Origin of the sequence: Rhizobium sp. NLR10b, from assembly GCF_019685435.1 — a bacterium.
Taxonomy (GTDB): Bacteria; Pseudomonadota; Alphaproteobacteria; order Rhizobiales; family Rhizobiaceae; genus Rhizobium.
In genome coordinates this window covers 266,714-284,051 of record NZ_JABDWV010000007.1, presented here as the reverse complement: position 1 = coordinate 284,051, position 17,338 = coordinate 266,714, and the positions used below count along the sequence as shown (strand labels likewise).

The 17,338-nt window shown below is 61.5% G+C and carries 17 protein-coding genes; 11 read left to right on the top strand and 6 right to left on the bottom strand.

The window, feature by feature from the left end:
* Window positions 1-20: 20 nt before the first annotated feature.
* Complete coding sequence (gene kdgD / locus HJB91_RS14140; protein ID WP_221155033.1) at window positions 21-944, top strand: 5-dehydro-4-deoxyglucarate dehydratase; 924 nt, start codon at window positions 21-23, stop codon at window positions 942-944.
* 114 nt (window positions 945-1,058) lie between these two features.
* On the opposite strand, the gene HJB91_RS14135 is transcribed toward kdgD, so the two are convergent.
* The 4 genes from HJB91_RS14135 to HJB91_RS14120 all read right to left on the bottom strand — a co-directional run bounded on the left by HJB91_RS14135 (window position 1,059) and on the right by HJB91_RS14120 (window position 5,320).
* Window positions 1,059-2,132, bottom strand: a complete 1,074-nt coding sequence (locus HJB91_RS14135; protein ID WP_210631416.1) for an ABC transporter ATP-binding protein — start codon at window positions 2,130-2,132, stop codon at window positions 1,059-1,061.
* A 22-nt stretch (window positions 2,133-2,154) separates the two neighbouring features.
* On the bottom strand, window positions 2,155-3,003 hold the full coding sequence (locus tag HJB91_RS14130) for a carbohydrate ABC transporter permease (RefSeq protein ID WP_210631417.1): 849 nt from the start codon (window positions 3,001-3,003) through the stop codon (window positions 2,155-2,157).
* The gene (locus HJB91_RS14125; protein ID WP_221146582.1) at window positions 2,996-3,934 is read right to left on the bottom strand and encodes a carbohydrate ABC transporter permease; all 939 of its coding nucleotides are present in this window, start codon (window positions 3,932-3,934) and stop codon (window positions 2,996-2,998) included. Before HJB91_RS14125 ends, HJB91_RS14130 begins: the two co-directional genes overlap by 8 nt.
* Window positions 3,935-4,015: 81 nt before the next feature.
* On the bottom strand, window positions 4,016-5,320 hold the full coding sequence (locus tag HJB91_RS14120; RefSeq protein ID WP_221155031.1) for an ABC transporter substrate-binding protein: 1,305 nt from the start codon (window positions 5,318-5,320) through the stop codon (window positions 4,016-4,018).
* Between the two features lie 199 nt (window positions 5,321-5,519).
* Between HJB91_RS14120 and HJB91_RS14115 the strand changes: the two genes are divergently transcribed.
* From HJB91_RS14115 to HJB91_RS14105, 3 genes are read left to right on the top strand one after another with little or no spacing between them, the layout of a single operon-like run.
* Window positions 5,520-6,719 (top strand): ROK family transcriptional regulator, encoded by a 1,200-nt coding sequence (locus HJB91_RS14115; RefSeq protein ID WP_210631420.1) that lies wholly within the window; start codon window positions 5,520-5,522, stop codon window positions 6,717-6,719.
* Between the two features lie 34 nt (window positions 6,720-6,753).
* Entirely contained in the window at window positions 6,754-7,854 is a 1,101-nt protein-coding gene (locus tag HJB91_RS14110; RefSeq protein ID WP_221155030.1) for a Gfo/Idh/MocA family protein, read from the top strand.
* A 17-nt stretch (window positions 7,855-7,871) separates the two neighbouring features.
* A complete protein-coding gene (locus tag HJB91_RS14105; protein WP_221122870.1) occupies window positions 7,872-8,513 on the top strand; it encodes a ThuA domain-containing protein in 642 nt (213 codons plus the stop codon).
* A 106-nt stretch (window positions 8,514-8,619) separates the two neighbouring features.
* Here HJB91_RS14105 and HJB91_RS14100 read toward each other — a convergent pair whose 3' ends face one another.
* Entirely contained in the window at window positions 8,620-9,099 is a 480-nt protein-coding gene (locus tag HJB91_RS14100; RefSeq protein WP_221155027.1) for a DUF2938 domain-containing protein, read from the bottom strand.
* A gap of 234 nt (window positions 9,100-9,333) precedes the next feature.
* Here HJB91_RS14100 and HJB91_RS14095 point away from each other — a divergent pair, with 234 nt between their 5' ends.
* Entirely contained in the window at window positions 9,334-10,131 is a 798-nt protein-coding gene (locus HJB91_RS14095) for a creatininase family protein (protein ID WP_210631423.1), read from the top strand.
* Window positions 10,132-10,140: 9 nt separating this feature from the next.
* On the opposite strand, the gene HJB91_RS14090 is transcribed toward HJB91_RS14095, so the two are convergent.
* Complete coding sequence (locus HJB91_RS14090) at window positions 10,141-11,091, bottom strand: LysR family transcriptional regulator (RefSeq protein WP_210631424.1); 951 nt, start codon at window positions 11,089-11,091, stop codon at window positions 10,141-10,143.
* A gap of 182 nt (window positions 11,092-11,273) precedes the next feature.
* Between HJB91_RS14090 and HJB91_RS14085 the strand changes: the two genes are divergently transcribed.
* The 6 genes from HJB91_RS14085 (at window position 11,274) to HJB91_RS14060 (ending at window position 17,325) form a co-directional block, all read left to right on the top strand.
* Entirely contained in the window at window positions 11,274-12,290 is a 1,017-nt protein-coding gene (locus tag HJB91_RS14085; RefSeq protein ID WP_221146578.1) for an ABC transporter substrate-binding protein, read from the top strand.
* A gap of 66 nt (window positions 12,291-12,356) precedes the next feature.
* The gene (locus HJB91_RS14080; RefSeq protein WP_221122866.1) at window positions 12,357-13,184 is read left to right on the top strand and encodes an ABC transporter ATP-binding protein; all 828 of its coding nucleotides are present in this window, start codon (window positions 12,357-12,359) and stop codon (window positions 13,182-13,184) included.
* Window positions 13,181-14,023, top strand: a complete 843-nt coding sequence (locus HJB91_RS14075) for an ABC transporter permease (RefSeq protein ID WP_221155026.1) — start codon at window positions 13,181-13,183, stop codon at window positions 14,021-14,023. The genes HJB91_RS14080 and HJB91_RS14075 overlap by 4 nt, the downstream gene beginning before the upstream one ends.
* Complete coding sequence (locus HJB91_RS14070) at window positions 14,023-15,336, top strand: cytosine deaminase (protein WP_221155025.1); 1,314 nt, start codon at window positions 14,023-14,025, stop codon at window positions 15,334-15,336. Before HJB91_RS14075 ends, HJB91_RS14070 begins: the two co-directional genes overlap by 1 nt.
* A 1-nt stretch (window position 15,337) precedes the next feature.
* On the top strand, window positions 15,338-16,747 hold the full coding sequence (locus tag HJB91_RS14065; protein ID WP_221102540.1) for an FAD-binding oxidoreductase: 1,410 nt from the start codon (window positions 15,338-15,340) through the stop codon (window positions 16,745-16,747).
* A complete protein-coding gene (locus tag HJB91_RS14060) occupies window positions 16,744-17,325 on the top strand; it encodes an NAD(P)H-dependent oxidoreductase (RefSeq protein WP_210631430.1) in 582 nt (193 codons plus the stop codon). The genes HJB91_RS14065 and HJB91_RS14060 overlap by 4 nt, the downstream gene beginning before the upstream one ends.
* Window positions 17,326-17,338 lie beyond the last annotated feature (13 nt).

Genomic DNA, 17,338 nt, shown 5'->3' with positions numbered 1-17,338 from the left:
CTAAGGAACAGGACTTGAAGATGAACCCGATTGAATTGAAGAAGGCCGTCGGCAGTGGCCTGCTCTCGTTTCCGGTCACGCATTTCGACGATCAGCTTAAATTCGACGAGGCGAAATACCGCCGCCATGTCGAATGGCTTGCCGGTTACGACGCCGCGGCTCTGTTTGCCGCCGGCGGCACCGGTGAATTCTTCTCTCTCAATCCGAGCGAGATCCCTGAGGTCGTCAAAGCCGCCAAGGCATCGGCTGGCAAGACGCCGATCATCTCGGGAACCGGCTACGGCACGTCGCTCGCCATCGAGATCGCACAGGCGGCCGAGAGGGCCGGCGCGGACGGATTGCTTCTTCTGCCGCCTTATCTGATGTTTGCCGAACAGGCCGGACTGATCGCCCATGTCAAGGCGGTCTGCCAATCGGTCGGCATCGGCGTCATCGTCTATAATCGCGACAATGCCGTGCTGACCACCGACAGCATCGCCCGCCTGGCCGCCGAATGCCCGAACCTGATCGGTTTCAAGGATGGAGTCGGCGACGCCGACAAGGTGATCGAGATCACCACCCTGCTCGGCGACCGCCTCGTTTATGTCGGCGGCATGCCGACCCATGAAGTCTACGCCCAGGCCTATTTCGCCGCCGGCGTGACGACCTATTCATCGGCCGTCTTCAACTTCGTCCCGGCGCTCGCCCAGCGCTTTTACGGCGCCTTGCGCACCGGCGACCAGGCGACCGTCGACGAAATCCTGAAGGGCTTCTTCTTCCCCTTCGTCGCCCTGCGCAATCGCAAAAAGGGCTATGCCGTCTCGATCATCAAGGCCGGGCTTCGGGTACTCGGCCAGAATCCGGGGCCGGTGCGTCCGCCTTTGACGGATCTCACGCAGGAAGAGCTGGCGCTGCTGGAGAAGATCATCCAGGCCAACGGCGTGGAACGGATCGCGGCGGAATAATAGGTTAATGATTGAGGACGTGCCTGGACCGCATGGCACGTCCCCTCGCGCCGTTCACGGGGAGAGATCTAGGATAAAGGGCTGTTCTCGGCGATCTCCTGGGCCGAGGATTCGCTACAGCGCCACACCAGTCCCGCGGTCGAAAATGTGCACCTGGTCGCTGGCGATGCTGGCCTCGAAGACGGCGCCGTAGCGGGCGGGATATTCGCCGTCGACGATCGCGGTCACCTGTTGTCCGGCAAGGTCGAAGACCACGTGGGTCTGGGCGCCTGTCGGTTCCACCAGCATGGTTCGGCCGGCAAGCGGCGTGCCGCCCGACAGGCCGGGAACCAGATGTTCGGGGCGCAGGCCGATAGTCACGGCCTGGCCGGCCTTGACCTTGCGGTCGGGCGCGATGCGGATCGCCGTGCCGTCTTCGAGGCGGGCAGCGGGCTCGCCATTTTCGCCGTCTACCGTGCCCTCCAGCATGTTCATCGCCGGCGATCCGATGAAGGCGGCGACGAAGAGATTGGCCGGCTTCCGGTAGAGTTCGAGCGGTGTTCCCTGCTGCTCCACCTTGCCGTGATTGAGCACGACGATGCGGTCGGCGAGTGTCATCGCCTCGATCTGGTCGTGGGTGACGTAGATCGACGTCGTCTTGACCTTCTGGTGCAGCGTCTTGATCTCCGAACGCATCTGCACGCGCAGTTTCGCATCGAGGTTTGACAAGGGCTCGTCGAACAGGAAGACGGCCGGGTTGCGGACGATGGCGCGGCCCATGGCGACGCGCTGGCGCTGTCCGCCGGAAAGCTGGGCGGGCTTGCGGTCGAGCAGCTTGGCGAGATCGAGCATGCGGGCGGCTTCAGCGACACGAGCCTCGATCTCGGGTTTGGCAACGCCGGCGAGCTTCAGATTGAAACCCATGTTTTCGGCCACCGTCATGTGCGGATAAAGCGCATAGGACTGGAAGACCATGGCGATGTTGCGCTCGCGCGGTGTCATCGCATTGACGACATTGCCGCCGATGGCGATCTCGCCGTCGGTGATCTCCTCGAGGCCGGCGATCATCCGCAGCAGTGTCGATTTTCCGCAGCCGGACGGGCCGACCAGGGCGACGAATTCACCATCCTCGATATGAAGCGAGATGCCGTGGATGACGTCGACGGCGCCATAGGCCTTGCGAATATTGTTCAGCTCAACGGATGCCATGATGCAGCTCCAATGGTTCGGCTCAGGACTTCACGGCACCGGCGGTCAATCCGGCGATGATGTGTCTCTGGGCGACGAAGAAGACGATGATTGTGGGAAGGATGGTGAGGGTGATGAAGGCGAGCACCAGCTGCCATTCCGTCCCGAATTCGCCGCGATAGACCATGATGCCGAGCGGCCAGGGATATTTGGATTCCGAGTTCAGCATGATCAGCGGCAGGATGTAGCTGTTCCAGCTGCCGACGAAGGAGATGATGCTGACGGTGGCGACGATCGGGCGGGAGAGCGGCAGCGAGATATGCCAGAAGAATCTCATATAACCGCAGCCGTCGACGAAAGCCGCCTGGAACAACTCTTCCGGAAGATTGCGGAAATAGTTTCTGAACAGAAGGATGCTCATGCCGAGGCCGAAGGCGACCTGCGGCAGAACCACGCCCCAATAGGTGTTCAACAGGCCGAGATCGCGGATGCGGATGAACAGCGGCAGGATCGCGGTGGCGGCCGGAAACATCAGCCCGAGCAGGAAATAATTGAGCAGGAAGGACGAGCCGAAGAAGCGGACATGGGCAAAGGCGAAGGCCGCCATCGACGAGACGATCAGCGTCAAGAGCACGGTCAGCGCCGCGATGACAAGCGAATTGCCGATCTGCAGCCAATAGCGCTCGCCGAAGAGGATGTCGGTATAGTTCGCCCATTGCCACTCCGTCGGCAGGCCGAAGGGATTGGTGCGGAGATCCCCCAGCGTCTTGAAGCCGCCGAGCGCCGTCGTCAGCAGCGGCACCAGCACGATCGCCGCGATCAGGCTCAGCGACACATAGAGATAGATGCGGGTGGATGTCCTCATGCGGATGGAAGAACTCGTATCAGTCATGGCGCATGAAGATCCTTTTGTAACCGAAGGCGAGTGTCACGCAGATGATGAAGAGCACCACGCCGACGGCGCTTCCCAAGCCGACCTGCATGCGCATGACGCCGTAGGTATAGAGGAAGGTGACCATCGTCTGCGTCGAGTTCGACGGGCCGCCGCCGGTCAGCGGCATGATCATGTCGAAGAGCTGCAGGGAGCCGACGACCGCGAAGAAGATGGACAGGCGCAGGGTCGATCCGAGCAGCGGCAGCGTGACGTAACGGAATTTCTGCCAGCCGGTGGCGCCGTCGATCTCGGCCGCCTCCAGCACGCTCTTGTCGACCGATTGCAGGCCGGCGATGAACAGCATCATGTGGAAGCCGAAATACTTCCAGACGATAACGCCGAGGATGGCATAGATCGCCACGTCCTTGTCGGCGAGCACGTAAGGATTGGCGAAACCGAAGAAGTTGGAAACGGCGGCAAACAGACCGTAGTCGCCATCATAGACGAAGCGCCAGATGAGGCCTGCGGCAACATCCGCCAGCACATAGGGCAGGAAGAAGATCAGGCGGTAAGCGACGACACCGGGAATGCGGTGCGCCAGCATGGTGGCCAGCCAGATGGCGAGCGGCACCTGGATGCAGATCGAAATGACGATGATCAGGCCGTTATTGACCAGCGCCTGGGTAAACGCCGCGTTGCGGAACAGGACCTGGAAATTGCGGAGCGCGATGAACTCCGTCGGCGCGCCGTAACCGTTCCACTTATAGAGGCTGTACCAGGCCGCCTCGCCCATCGGCATGATGACGAAGAGCGTGAAGAGCAGCAACGCCGGTGGCAGAAAGAGCAGCAGCACGGTCAGGCGGTCATGGGCGACCGAGCTCTTCCGGTTTGCGGCTCGTCTTGCCGGCCTTGCGGCGCTCGGTGTCGATAGGACTGAGATATTGGCCATGGTTCCTGCTTTCGCATCTCGTCGGCAGCGATGCCGGCGCTCCCGATTGGCAGGAGCGCCGGAAGGTTCTGCGGGCGCTGGCTATTGTTCCAGTTCGAAAGCGTCCTGGATCATCTGGGCGCCGTCCTTCGAATTCATCTGTCCGGAGACGATTTCCACCGAGACGTCGTTGACGACACGGCCGACGGCCGCACCGAGATCCTGATCGAAGAAGTTCTGATGCCAGGTCGAACCGGCAAGCTGTCTGGCCGATTCGGCCAGCAGCGGATTGACGACCCCGTCATCGGCGCCGACGGCGACGGGCAGCAGCATGCCTGATTTGGCCATGGCGCGCTCGTTGTCGGCGTTCGTCAGGAAAGCAAGGAAATCGATCGCTTCCTTCGAGGCCTTCTTGGTAAGCGCCCAGCCGTTCAGGCCGCCGAGCGTATCCGTCGGCTTGCCGGCGCCGCCTTCAACCGTCGGGAAGACGAAACGGCCGATATTGTCGGATGAAAGCCCCTTGCCGTCGCCGGCATTCTTGCGCTGGTTGGCCTCGGTCGCTTCAAAGCCGAGAATCATTGCCGCCTTGCCGTCGCCGAAAACGCCGAGCGTCTGCGGCCAGGTCGCGCCGAGATAGCCGGGCTGGAACGGTTCGAGCTTGCCGAGCTCGGCGAGATCTTCGCCGGCCTTGATGACGGCCGGATCGAGGAAGCCTTCGCCCTCGCCCTTCTTGGCCGCTTCAAAGACCTTCTGGCCGCCCTCGCGCATGACAAGATAACTCCAGTAGAAGTGGATCGGCCATTTCTCGCCGCCGCCGCCGGCGATCGGCACGATACCGGCCGCCTTGATCTTCTTCACCGCCTCAAGAAAATCGGTCCAGGTCTTGATGTCTTCGGCCTTGACGCCTGCCTTGGCAAACAGCGCCTTGTTATAGAAGAAGCTCACCAGGCCGACTTTGTACGGGATTGCCCAGGTCTTGCCGTCGAAGGTCAGGCCGTCGACCGAGGCCGGCGTATAGGCCTTGCGCAGCTTGCCGCCATCGGCGTCGAGGGCTGTCGTCACATCCTGGAGCGCGCCGGTCTCGGACTGCTGCTTCAGGACGCCACCGCCCCAGCTGAAAAAGAAATCCGGCACATCGTCGGACTGCAGCAGCGTGGGAAGCTTGGCCTTGAAGGCCTCGTTTTCGAGAAACTGCATCTGGATGTCGACGTCGGGATGCTGGGCCTCGTATTTCTTGACGATGTCTTCCCAGGCCGCGACGTTCTTCGGATCTGTTTCGAGATGCAGCCACTTGACCACCGTCGTCGCCGAGGCGGCCCCGGCTCCGGCCAGCAACATGCCGGCTGCCACGGCCATGGATACGATGCGCCTGCCGCCGAAAGCGGCGTTCTTCAGCATGAAATTCATGATTTTCCTCCCAGGGGACCTATCCTCACAATTTTTCCCCTATGCGGATTAATTCAGCGGACCTTGCGCCGGATGTCAACCCGATGCGTTAATTTTTGCCGAAATCGCTTGACAGCTCCTCGTAATTGCCTGCTATTTATTTCGTAACCCGTTATAAATATTGGCTTCCGCCCAACCAAACGACTGCCGGCACGTTTTCATGAAGACTGCAGATCCAGAATTGATGCGCGCGATCAATCGCTTGAACGTGCTCGACACCATCAGGCGCCATGGTCCGATCTCGCGCATCGAAATCAGCGAGCGGACGGAGCTGTCGACGACAACCGTCTCGGCCATCACCGCCTCGCTGCTCGATGACGGGCTGATCCTGCCGCGGCATGAAGGCGATATCCGCAACGAGGCGGTGCGTGGCAGACCGCGCGTGGCGCTGGAGCTCAATCCCGATGCCGCCCGCGTCGTCGGCGGCAAGATCGCCGCCAGCCGCATGGTCTTCGTCGTCACCAATTTTCGCGGCGACGTGCTGTCGAAGCTGGCTTTGCCGATCCGCATCGACCGGCAGCCGATCGGCGTCATCGCCGATCTCGTCGAGGACGGCGTCCGGCGTTGCGTCGTCGATGCCGGCCTGTCGCTCGAAGATGTCGACAGCATCTGCCTCGGCTTTCCGGGCGTTATCGAGCACCGCACCGGCTACATCAGAAGCAGCCCGATCTTTCGCGACACCAATGTCGATTTCGCCGCCGAGATGTCGACGCGGCTATCGACGCCGACCATCGTCGAAAGCGACGCCCACGCCATCACGCTCGGCCATCACTGGTTCGGGAAAGCCCGCGATCTCGAGGACATGGTGCTGATTTCGCTGGAACAGACGCTCGGTCTCGGCGTCTTGCACGGTAACCGCCTGTTTCGCGGCGCCGGCGGCCTCAGCCACAATCTTGGCGACCTTGTGCTCGGCATGGGACCGAACGGCGTGGTGCGGCTCTTCAGCCAGGCCGGCGAAAGCGCCATCCTCGGTGAACATCAGACCGACGGCCGTTTTGCCGAAGCCATCCGCCTCGGGCGCGGCATGACCCACGCCCAGGCGCTGATCAAGGCCGACGACGACCGGCTGATCGCCTCTGCCATCCGCGCCGGCGAAGCTGTCGGATTGACCATCGCCAACATCGTTACGCTGTTTGCGCCGCCGCGCGTCATCCTCGTCGGCTCGAGCCTGGCGCTCGGCGAACCCTTCTTGAACAGCCTGCGCGACGCCTATGCGCTCGCCATTCCGCCGTCGCTGAAGGGGGTAAGCGAACTCGTCTTCGATGATTCGAGCGATGATTTCTGGGCTCAGGGCGCTGCCGCAGTTGCGCTCTACGAGCTCTACGAATCGCCCTGGAGCACGACCGGGCCGGCCCTTTGACGGCCGAGACAAGCAAGATCAAATGGAGGAATTCATGGACAAAGTCGGTATCGGCATCATTGGATGCGGCAATATTTCGGGCGCCTATCTTACAGCGATGGCCTCCTTTCCCATCCTCGATATCCGCGGCGTCGCTGATCTCAACCGGGAGCTCGCAGAGGCCAAGGCGCGCGAATTCAACGTTCCCGTCAAATCAGTCGAAGAGCTCTTCGCCGATCCCAAGATCGAAATCATCGTCAATCTGACGATCCCGAAAGCCCATGTCGCCGTCGCGCTCCAGGCGCTCGATGCCGGCAAACACACGTACTCCGAAAAACCGCTCGGGATTAATTTCGCGGAAGGGAAAAAACTGGCCGAGGCGGCGCGCGGGCGAAATCTGCGCATCGGCGCGGCGCCCGACACCTTCCTCGGCGGAGGCCACCAGACGGCCCGCGCCCTGATCGACCAAGGCGTCATCGGCCAGCCGGTCGGCGGCTCGGCCACCTTCATGTGCCCGGGCCATGAGCGCTGGCATCCGAATCCGGCCTTCTATTACGAAGTCGGCGGCGGCCCGATGCTCGATATGGGCCCCTATTACATCACCGACCTCGTCAATCTGCTCGGGCCGGTTTCCCAGGTCGCCGGCTTTGCGACGACGCCGCGGGCCGAACGGCTCATCACCAGCGAGCCGCGCAATGGCGAGCGCATTCCCGTGCATGTGCCGACCCATGTCGCCGGCATGATGGCTTTTGCCAACGGCGCGGTCGTGCAGATCGCCATGAGCTTCGACGTCGCCGGCCACAAGCATGTGCCGCTCGAAGTCTACGGAACCGAGGGCACGCTTATCGTCCCCGACCCCAATAGGTTTGCGGGCCCTGTCGAATATCTGAAGAAGGGCGGCGCCTTCGAGGACCAGCCGGTCACCGCCCCCTATGCCGAGGGCAATTTCCGCTCGCTCGGCGTCGCCGATATGGCGCATGCGATCCGCTCGAACCGGCCGCACCGTGCCAATGGTGATCTGGCACTGCATGTGCTCGAAGTCATGGAAGCCTTCCATACAGCGTCCGAGACCGGCCGGAGGGTGACGATTACCACGGCGGTGGAGCGCCCTGCCCCCCTGTCCGATTCCATCGTCGACGGACGGCTGGCAAAATAATTTCAGGAGGAAAGAGAATGCGTGAAGCACTGATCGTCTGGGGTGGCTGGAGCGGGCACGAGCCGCAGGAATGCGCCGAAATCATCAAGACCATGCTCGAGGAAGACGGTTTCAAGGTCTATCTCGAACACGGGACCGAGGCGCTTGCCGACCCTTCGGTCCACGATCTCAGCCTCGTCGTGCCGATCATGACGATGTCGAAGATCGAAAAGGAGGAGGTCAAGAACCTCGCCGCCGCGATCGAAAGCGGCGTCGGCATCGCCGGTTATCACGGCGGCGCGGGCGATGCCTTCCGCGACTCCGTCGACTACCAGTTCATCATCGGCGGCCAGTGGGTCGCCCATCCCGGCAACATCATCGACTATACCGTCAACATCACCCGGCCCGACGATCCGCTGATGGAGGGGATTGCCGACTTCCCCTATACGTCGGAGCAATATTACATGCATGTCGACCCCTCGAACGAGGTGCTGGCGACGACCAGGTTTACCGGCGAACACGCCTACTGGATCGACGGCGTCGTCATGCCCGTCGTCTGGAAGCGCAAATACGGCAAGGGCCGCGTCTTCTATTCCTCACTCGGCCATCAGGCCAAGGAGTTCGACGTGCCTCAGATGAAGACCATCTTCCGCCGCGGCGCCAATTGGGCGGCGCGGTAGCTTAGCGATTTTCGGTTCACGGGTTCGGCTTGCCCCTCATCCGGCTGCCGCCACCTTCTTCCCGTCAAAACGGGGAGAGGGTTAGGGCAAGGGGCAAGCGTCAATCTCACCTCAAAATCAACGCCGTACCATAAAGTCCTAATGCAAACACCATATGCGCTAGCAGATTGAAACCCCGGACTTTGTTCGGCTTCGGATGTTTCGAAGCAGCCCAGCCGAGGCCGAGGCCCGGCTGCAGCAGGAACCACCCTGCCCCGACGGTGACGATGCCGAAAATCCAGGCGGGAAGAAATGTCGGGGCTGCCAACCAGGCCGACCCCATGATGAACACGAAGATCAAACCATAGAGAATGCCGACAACGTAATGGCTGATCCAGCCGAGAGCGAGTTCATTTGCATACGGCTCGGCATCGGCGATGTTCTCGTGAAAGACCTTGCCGCGGCCGAGATGCCAGAACCAGCGGCCGACCGGCGCCCAGTTCGGCGGCGTCTGGCCGAAGACCTTCGTGAGCACAATTGCCCAGAGGTCCATGAGGATGGTTGCGCCGGCGCCGATCGCCAGGCCGCGCCACAGAATATCGAACATTGGGAATCACCGGAGAGCGTTGTCATAGAAGAAGCGCCAGAAAACCATTGCAGACGCGCTAGCGCAATGGTTTCGGCGAGACATTCGCGGAAACATTGCGGCCAAGAGGCGCCCTCGACGGCGCCGTTGTTCCATCATCCGCAAAAAGGCATCGGTGCGGGCGCAAATTGATGCTTTTCGCAGGTAGCGTTATTCCCTACTCACTGTCTCGAACGGCAATGGGAGGCGAACGGTATGACGGTGCCATTTTACTGGAACGAATTGGTCAGCGACGACTTCGCCGGACTGTCTCCCGACACCACGATCGCTGTCCTGCCGATCGCCTCGACCGAGCAGCACGGGCCGCATCTACCCGTTGCCACCGACGTCGCTATCGCCAACGGCATGCTCGCCGAATTACGCAAGCAGAAACCGGTCGATCTCAATTGTCTGGTGCTGCCGACGCAAGAAATCGGCAAGGCCAATGAACACGTTTACGGCCCGGGAACCTTGTCGCTCGGCGCCGAACTGCTCATTCCGGTCTGGACCGCAATCGGCGGAAAGGTTGCCGAAGCCGGCATCCGCAAGATGGTGATCGTCAATTCGCATGGCGGCAATGTCGATATCATGAGCATCGTGGCTCGCGAGCTGCGCGTGCGCTATGCGATGGCCGTCGTCTCCACCCAATGGAGCCGCTTCGGCCATCCCGAGGGCATGATCGGCGATAATGAGCTGAAATACGGCATCCATGGCGGCGAGGTGGAAACGTCGCTGATGCTGTATTTCCGACCTGATCTGGTGCGGATGGAGAAGGCGCAGAATTTCGCCTCGAAGGCGGAATGGATGCGCGGGCAATCGAAATACATTCAGCCGCTGCCGCCGCATTCGCTCGCCTGGATCGCCCACGACCTCAATCCCCACGGCGTCGTCGGCAACGCCTCACTCGGGACAGCCGAAAAGGGCGAAGCAATCTGCCGCCATCAGGTCAGGGGCTTCATAGAGCTGCTCTATGACCTGAAGCGCTACCCGCTTTCCAATCTCTACTCGAAGTAAGGCGGTGGCTCACATCGCGGCGGAAGCATAGGCCGCAATGTGGCCCTTCGCCTGCAGCTCCTGCACCAGGCCGGCCAGTTCAGCCAGGAGGTACTCGACGAACAGGCTGGTGGCGGAATCAAGCGGCGCGCGGGCGCGGGCAAAAAGCTTCATCGGCTGATGGCGCGCATGCGGCTCCGCGATCGGGCGGAAAACCAGTTCGCCCTGCCTGCATTCGGTGATGACATCGAGCGGGTTCAGGATCGTCAGCCCCGCCCCCGATTTGACCAGCTTCTTCAGCATCTCCGAGGCATTGGTTTCGAGCACCGGTTCGACATGGACGTCGAGGCGCGCCAGGGCCAGATTGATCACGTCGCGCAGGCTGGTCCCCTGCTGCGCCAGCACCAGGCGCTCCTGGACGATATCCGCGAGATTGATTGGACCGGGGCCGATCAGATGATGGCCGGGCGGCAGAACCACGCCGATCGGTATGTCGAAATTGCCGAGGGTGCGGATGCCGGGCGTTGCCGGAATATTGAATCCGAGGCCGATATCCACCTCACCTGAAAGCACCGGGTTGACCGTCATCGTGCCGGCGTCGTTGCGTAATTGCATGAAGACGCGCGGATGTTCCGATTGGAACCGGGCGATAATTTCCGGCAGCGGCCCTGCCGCAAGGCCGACCGTCGTCACCAGCCGAACCTTGCCCGCCTGCTGCATCTTCAGGCTGCGGATACGCCCCTCCAGCCGCTCGTAATTCTTCAGCACGTCGCGAATATGTTCGATACAGAGCTCGCCGGCGGCGGTGAGCCGCAATCCGCGCGGCAGGCGTTCGAAGAGCGGCGCGCCCATTTCCTCCTCCAGCGCAAGGATCTGCCGGTTAATCGCAGAAGAGGCCACGTTCAGCCGTGCCGCCGCCTTGCGGATCGAGCCCGAACGCGCGATCTCGTTGATATAGAGAAGCTTTCTGGAATGCAGCATCAGAACCTCGTTGCACAAATATCAGGCACGCAGCGTAAAATGGGCACAGGCTTTCGGTGAGATGCCGAAAAGGCATCATTGCGCACGAAATTTGATGCTTTTCAAAGAGCAAAGCAACGGCTCCTATGAAGAAAATCGGACGTCGCCGCGACGGCTGCGAACTCAGAAGGGGAACGTCGATCATGCCCATGACAAAGAAGAACAGGGTCTTTTCCGCATTGGCCGGGCTCGGCGGCATGATTGCCTCCATCGCGTCCGCTCAGGCGGCCGACAAGGTCACCTATGGCACCAACTGGCTTGCGCAGGCCGAGCATGGCGGCTTCTACCAGGCGGTCGCCGACGGCACCTATGCCAAACACGGCCTCGACGTCACCATCGTACAGGGCGGCCCGAACGCCGCCAACAGCGCGCTGCTGATCTCCGGCAAGATCGATTTCTACATGGGCGGGCCGCAGGGCGAGATTTCGGCGGTCGAGCAGGGCATTCCGCTCGTCGATGTCGCTGCGATCTTCCAGAAGGATCCGCAGGTGCTGATCGCGCACCCCGATGCCGGCATCGAAAAATTCGAAGATCTCGCCAAGCTGAAGACGCTGTTCCTCGGCAAGGACGGTTATCTCACCTATTTCGAATGGATGAAGGCTAACTTCAAAGGCTTCCGCGACGAACAGTACAAGCCCTACAATTTCAGCCCGGCGCCCTTCCTTGCCGACAAGGATTCCGCGCAGCAAGGTTATCTCACCTCGGAACCCTACGAGATTCAGAAGCAGGCCGGCTTCGAGCCGAAAGTCTTCCTGCTCGCCGACAACGGCTACTCTCCCTACTCGACGATGATCACCACCACGCAGGCGATGATCGACAGCAAGCCCGATCTCGTCCAGCGCTTCGTCGATGCCTCGATCGAAGGTTGGTACCACTATCTCTACGGCGACAACACCAAGGCCAACGAACTGATCAAAAAGGACAATCCCGAAATGACGGATGGTCAGATCGCTTATTCCATCGCCAAGATGAAGGAGTACGGCATCATCGAGTCCGGCGACAGCCTCGACAAGGGCATCGGCTGCCTGACCGAGGCGCATTACAAGGGCTTCTTCGACGAAATGGTAGCGATCAAGGTGTTCAAGGCGGAGACGGATTACACCAAGGCCTTCACGACGAAATTCGTCTGCAAGGGCACGGGAATGGCGATGAAGAAGTAAGCCGAAGATTCCGTCGGCGATCCGCCGCATACGGCGGATTCCATTCCCTGATGAACGAGACAGCCAATGCCCCCAGCAGAAGCTCAGGCCCTATCCCCGAAAGAGATGCGCAAGCGGCCGTTGGTCGTCATGCAATCGGTCTCGAAAGCCTTCTCCACCGGAACCGTCGCCCTTTCGGAGATGTCGCTCACAGTGGAGAGCGGCGAGTTCATCAGCCTGCTCGGTCCTTCCGGCTGCGGCAAGTCGACGGCGCTGCGCATCATCGCCGGCCTCGGCGATGTCACGTCAGGCGCGATCGACTGGCCGAGTTCTCGGATCAATTCCAAGGGCCTTCCGGAGGGGGATATCGGTTTCGTCTTTCAGGAGCCGACGTTGATGCCCTGGAAGACCGTGTTCGACAATGTGCATCTGCCGCTGAAGCTGAGGCATATTTCGAAGATGGCGGCGCACGACCAGATCTTGGACGTGCTGACAACCGTCGGCCTGCAGGATTTCGCCAAGGCCTATCCGCGCGAACTATCAGGCGGCATGAAGATGCGCGTTTCGATCGCCCGGGCGCTGGTGACCAAGCCGAAGCTGCTGCTGATGGACGAGCCCTTTGCGGCTCTCGACGAGATCACCCGCCAGAAGCTGAACGACGACGTGCTCCGGCTCTGGAAGATGACCGGCATCACAGTCATCTTCGTCACTCATTCGGTCTTCGAATCCGCCTATCTCTCGAACCGCATCGTCGTGATGAAGGCAAGGCCTGGGCGCGTTCATGCCGACCTACCGCTCACGACCAGCCTTGAACGCGATGCCCATTACCGCACCTCGGAAGAATACCGCAGAGCTTGCGAGACGGTGTCGCATTCGCTGATCGGGGCGATCAACGCGGTGGAGGACCATCGATGAGTGATGAAACGGCCGCGGCGCCGCTGCTTGTCAAAACCACTGCAAGCGCCCGAGGCCGCGATCTGGCGCTGCGCATAATGATCCCGCTGCTGGTCATCGCGGCGCTGATCCTGATCTGGTATGCCTATGTCCGACTGTCCGGCGTGCCGCCCTATATTCTGCCGGGTCCGGCGGCGGTCGCCAACGCTTTCATCACGGATTGGGGCACGCTTGCCCCTGCCCTGTGGGTCACCACCAAAATCACGCTGATGTCGCTGATGCTGGCGCTCGTCGGCGGCGTCGGCTTCGCAGTCTTCCTCGTGCAGTCGCGCTGGATCGAACTCGCTTTCTATCCGCTCGCCGTCATGCTTCAGGTCACGCCGATCGTGGCGATTTCGCCGCTGATCCTGATCTATGCGCCGTCAACGCAGGTGGCGCTTCTGATCTGCGCCTTCCTCGTCGCCTTTTTCCCGATCCTTTCGAATATGGTTCAGGGGCTTAAAAGCGTCGATCACAATCTCATCAACCTCTTCGAGCTCTACGGCGCCTCGCGCTGGCAGACGCTGCTCTTTCTCAAGCTGCCGGCCGCCCAGCCCTATTTCATGACCGGCCTCAGGATAGGCGGCGGCCTTGCGCTGATTGCCGCCGTCGTCGCGGAATTTGCCGCAGGTTCGGCGGGGGCAGGCTCAGGACTCGCCTTCCGGCTGCTCGAAGCGCAGTACCGGCTCAACATTCCACGGCTATTCGCGGCGCTGCTGATGCTCTCGCTGCTTGGCGTGGCGATTTTCGCCGTCACCTCGTTCATTTCGTGGCTTGCCCTGCACCGCTGGCACGAAAGCAGCCTGAAACGGGAAAACTGATGACCTATTCGCTCATCTCCCCGCCCAACGCCGGCCGCTTCGTGCTGAGCAATGCGACCCTGCCCTCCGCCGCCGTCGCCGGTTACGAGGCGCCTGTTATCGAGGGGCTCGTCCGAGCCGATATCGTCATCGCCGACGGCATCATTGCTGGTGTACTGCCGCCCGGGGAAGCGCCCGTGGAACTGGCGAAGTCCGACCTGAAGGAGGGCATGGTCTGGCCCTGCTTCGCAGACATGCACACCCATCTCGACAAGGGCCACATCTGGCCGCGCAACGCCAATCCGGACGGCACATTCCCGGGAGCACTGGAGGCCGTGCGCGCAGACCGCGAGGCGCACTGGTCGGCTGCCGACGTCAGGAAGCGCATGGAGTTTTCCCTTCGATCCGCCTACGCACACGGCACCAGTCTCATTCGAACCCATCTCGATTCCCTTGCGCCGCAGCACCGCATTTCATTCGAAGTCTTTGCCGAAATGCGCGATGTCTGGAAGGACAGGATCGCCTTACAGGCGGTGGCGCTGTTTCCGATGGAAAACATGGCGGACGCGGCCTATTTCGCCGATCTGGTCGCCGTGGTGCGCGAAAAGGGTGGGCTGATCGGCGGCGTCACCCGGATGAGCGGCGATCTCGACAGCCAACTCGACACGCTGTTCAGCGCTGCGGCCGAGAATGGCCTCGATGTCGACCTTCATGTCGACGAGACCGACGATCCGGCTGCGGAAACCCTGAAGGCGATTGCGCAAGCGGTGCTGCGCAACCGATTCGGCGGCAAGGTAACGGCAGGCCATTGCTGCTCGCTCGCCCGCCAGGACGAGGAGACGGCAAAACGCACGGTCGATCTCGTCGCGGAGGCCGGTGTCGCCATCGTCTCGCTGCCGATGTGCAACACGTATCTGCAGGACCGCTATCCCGGCCGCACACCACGCTGGCGCGGCGTCACCCTGTTCAAGGAACTGGCCGCGGCCGGCGTTGCCACCGCAGTCGCCTCCGACAATACTCGCGATCCCTTCTATGCCTACGGCGATCTGGATCCGGTGGAGGTGTTCCGCGAGGCGGTCCGTATCCTGCACCTCGACCATCCGCTGGATACGGCGGCACGCGTCGTCACCACCTCGCCCGCCGATATTCTCGGCCGGCCGGATATGGGGCGTATCGCCGTCGGGGCCGCGGCCGATCTCGTACTCTTCAGCGCCAGGCGCTGGAGCGAATTTCTTTCCCGTCCGCAGTCCGACCGCGTCGTCCTTCGCCGCGGCAAGGTGATCGACCGCAGCCTGCCGGACTATCGTGAACTCGACAGCGTCGTTGGAGCCTGACATGCCGGATTATCAGACGATCAAAAAGGAACTCGAAGGCATCGCCATCGAGGATAATCCGGCACTGGTGCGCCAGAAGAGTCGTGATTTCTACTGGTATTCGCCGATCCTGAAGGCGCAGCTCGACAATGTGACGGCCGATCTCGTCGTTACCCCGAAAAACGAAGAAGAGGTCATCCGGACGCTGAAGGTCGCCTTCGCGCATGGCGTGCCGGTCACGCCGCGCGGCGGCGGCACTGGCAATTACGGCCAGGCGATGCCGCTTTCCGGTGGGATCGTGCTGAACCTTGCCGCCATGGACAAGATCAAGGAAATTCATCCCGGCCGGGTGATCTGCGAGCCGGGCATCATCATTGCCCAGCTCGACAAGCAGACCAAGGCGCATTCCGGCCAGGAACTGCGGTTCCACCCCTCGACGGCGCAGATGGCGACCGTCGGCGGCTTCATTGCCGGCGGCTCCGGCGGCGTCGGCTCGATCACCTGGGGCGGCCTGCGCGATCTCGGCAATATTCTGCGCCTGCGCGTCGTCACCATGGAGGCTGAGCCGCGCGTGCTCGATCTCACCGGCTGGGACCTGCAGAAGGTCAGTCACGCTTACGGCACCAACGGCGTCATCACCGAGATCGAAATGCCGCTGGCGCCTGCCTATGATTGGGTGGACGTTCTCGTCGGCTATGACGACTTCATGGCTGCCGTGCGCTTCTCCGATGCGCTCGCCAAATGCAACGGCATTCTCGTCAAGGAAATCGCGCCGATCGCCGCTCCGATCCCGCACGACTATTTCACCCGCCACAAGCCCTACATCCGCAAGGGGCAGTCGGTGGTGGTGCTGATGATCGCGCCGCATGCGATGGACGCTTTCCTGGCCTTCACCTCGGCCCATAAGGGCGAAGTGATCTTCCGCTCAGACAAGGTCGAGAGCATGAAGGGCATCCCGCATGCCTATGAACTTGCCTGGAACCACACGACGCTGCGGGCGCTGAAGGTCGATCCGGGCTTCACCTATCTGCAGGTCCAGTATCCGGGGCCGGATCACGTGACCAAGGTCGCCAAGATGGTGGAAATCTTCGGCGACGAAGTTCCGGGGCATCTAGAGTTCATCAAATTCGACGGGCAGATCCAGTGCTCCGGCCTGCCGCTGGTGCGCTACACCACCGAAGAGCGCCTCGAAGAGATCATCCGGATCCATCAGGATCACGGCTGCCCGATCTTCAACCCGCACCGCTACACGCTCGAGGAAGGCGGCATGAAGCGCACCGACAAGGTGCAGCTTGCCTTCAAGCAGGAAACCGATCCGAAGGGGCTTCTGAACCCCGGCAAGATGATCGCCTGGGAGAACCCGGACTTCGATTTCAATGCCGGCAAGAACTATCTCTTCCCCGGCCTTGCGGGCCTCATGGAGGCCTCATGAGGGTTCTCGTGCTGCATTCGCATCCGGTGGAGGAAAGCTACGGCAAGGCGCTCTACAAGCAGACGCTGGAAAGCCTGCGCAAAGCCGGCCATGACGTGGACGGATGCGATCTCTATGCCGAGAATTTCGATCCCGTTCTTTCCCGGCATGACCGGCTCAGCTATCACGACTATCCCTCCAATACCGAGCTGGTGAAATCCTATGTCGAGCGGCTGAAGCGGGCCGAAGGGCTGGTGCTGGTCACGCCGGTCTGGAATTTCGGCTTCCCGGCGATATTGAAGGGATATTTCGATCGCGTCTGGCTTCCCGGTGTCTCCTTTGAACTGGTCGACGGCAAGGTGGAATCGCGGCTGCGCCATATCAGGAAGCTTGCCGCCGTGCTGACTTATGGCGCGACGCCGTTCCGCGCCTTCGTGGCTGGCAACCCGCCGAGGAAGATCGTCAAGCGCGTGCTGCGAGCGCAGATCAACCCGCTGCGGCCGGTCACCTTTCTTGCCCATTACGACATGAATAATTGTACCGAGGAAACGCGGACACGGTTTCTGCAGAAGGTGAAGAGCGCGATGGAGCGCTTCTGAGCATGCGGAAGGA